The 1,584-nt window shown below is 45.1% G+C and carries 2 protein-coding genes; both read right to left on the minus strand.

Features of this window, described 5'->3' with window-relative positions; all coding sequences use genetic code 11:
* Positions 1-453: 453 nt before the first annotated feature.
* Positions 454-1,158, minus strand: coding sequence for a YggS family pyridoxal phosphate-dependent enzyme (locus AC2VE5_RS26675; protein WP_486890560.1), 705 nt, complete (start codon positions 1,156-1,158; stop codon positions 454-456).
* The gene (pipX, locus tag AC2VE5_RS26680) at positions 1,155-1,424 is read right to left on the minus strand and encodes a transcriptional coactivator PipX (protein ID WP_486890561.1); all 270 of its coding nucleotides are present in this window, start codon (positions 1,422-1,424) and stop codon (positions 1,155-1,157) included. Before pipX ends, AC2VE5_RS26675 begins: the two co-directional genes overlap by 4 nt.
* Positions 1,425-1,584 lie beyond the last annotated feature (160 nt).

Genomic DNA, 1,584 nt, shown 5'->3' on the forward strand with positions numbered 1-1,584 from the left:
TGAGCTCACGCGAGAATGCTCAGTCTTATACATTTTTTGATAGTCTTCCCCCTCGATATTTCCATAATCATATTCATACTCGTACTCTTCGTCGGGCCGATCATCAAGGCCAGTCATAAAAGTTTTTAATCTGCCAAACACATTGCTCACGGCTCATCTCCATTACAACAGTTACAACTTATAGAGAGCTTCCTTTAAGTATGAGGAAACATGCTGATCTGTCAAGTAAAAAAACAGAAATATCAAAGAAATTTGCTTAAGAAATTACTCTGCTGAGCAGCGCAATCGGGATAAATGTATCCACAACTACCAGATCTTACGATACAGCACTCTTAAGCCCTGTCTCTGAACAGACAATTTTGACTAAAAGGATAGCGAAAAACTGCCCATAAAACATAGAAAAAAAATTTATACTTAACATTGAATAAAATCAGTCCTTCAAATCATTATCGACTAATTACCCTGTAGTTGTTTTGAATCAGGGCGCTTCCCAAACAAGGCTTGTCCAATCCGGACCATTGTGGCCCCAGCCTCAACCGCTAGCAAGTAGTCTGCGGACATCCCCATTGAGAGTTGGGTGATGGCAAGATGAGACCAATGTTTCTGACGAATAACATCAGCAAGCTGGCGAGTTTGTGCAAAGGCATTCGCTGCTTCTGTGGAATTCAAAGCTAGGGGCAGGATTGTCATTAAGCCCTTGATCCGCAAATTTCGGCACTGATCTAATTGCGGCAAATCTGCGATTAGTTCTGTTTCCTTCCAACCATATTTGTTGGGATCAGACAAAATTTTGACTTGCAAACAAACCTGGGGTTGGCAGCCTAGCTCTGCTGCCAGGGAGTCTAGCCGCCGAGCAATTTTCAAGCTATCGACCGAGTGAATCCAGTCAAACCGTTGCAAGGCCAGCTTAGCTTTGTTGCTTTGCAGATGCCCAATCATGTGCCAGGTGATGTCGCTAAGGTCCTGAAGTTGATCCTGCTTGGCGATCGCTGATTGGACCTTACTTTCTCCAAAGTCACGAATCCCGGCGGCGTAGGCTTGGCGCATGAGCGAAACCGGAACTTGCTTGGTCACCGCAATTAACCGTACGGAATCAGGGAGTGTCCGGCGAATCGCGGCAATTCGCTCTGAGAGAGAAAAATTGTCACTGCCGTTCATTGAAAAGTCCGTTTGTGAATTTTTTGCAGTTGACTAAACTCTTTGAGCTGACCGGAACGCCGCAAAATTCTCAGGCGACTCTCAACGATCATCCTAGCCTCGGTGCGACTGACAGGTTCAAATTCATAGCCCTCTAAACCGTTGACGACGGAAAAAAATAACCGTTGGGCATAAAGGGTTGTATAGAGCTCTCGATTGTTCTCAATCAAGCAGACACCAAACAACAAGCCTAGGGTGGGATGATCCAAATAACTTTCGGGGGGCATTGGTTTGGTTTTGTCGGTGACTGTTTAGGAGCGCTCAATCAAGGAATCAATTCAAGATTTTATCAGACCTTATCGACGGGAACAGTCTTGACTTTAACTGGCGTATTGACTGTAGCTTAAAGCAGCAAGTTGCGCCTCAGCCTTGGCTAAGGACTCTAGC

The organism is Aliterella sp. E5.1 (assembly GCF_057473825.1).

Coding starts and splice junctions, on each gene's coding strand:
- AC2VE5_RS26675 (WP_486890560.1), bottom strand. CDS start 1,158: ATGAACGGCAGTGACAATTTTTCTCTCTCAGAGCGAATTGCCGCGATT.
- pipX (WP_486890561.1), bottom strand. CDS start 1,424: ATGCCCCCCGAAAGTTATTTGGATCATCCCACCCTAGGCTTGTTGTTT.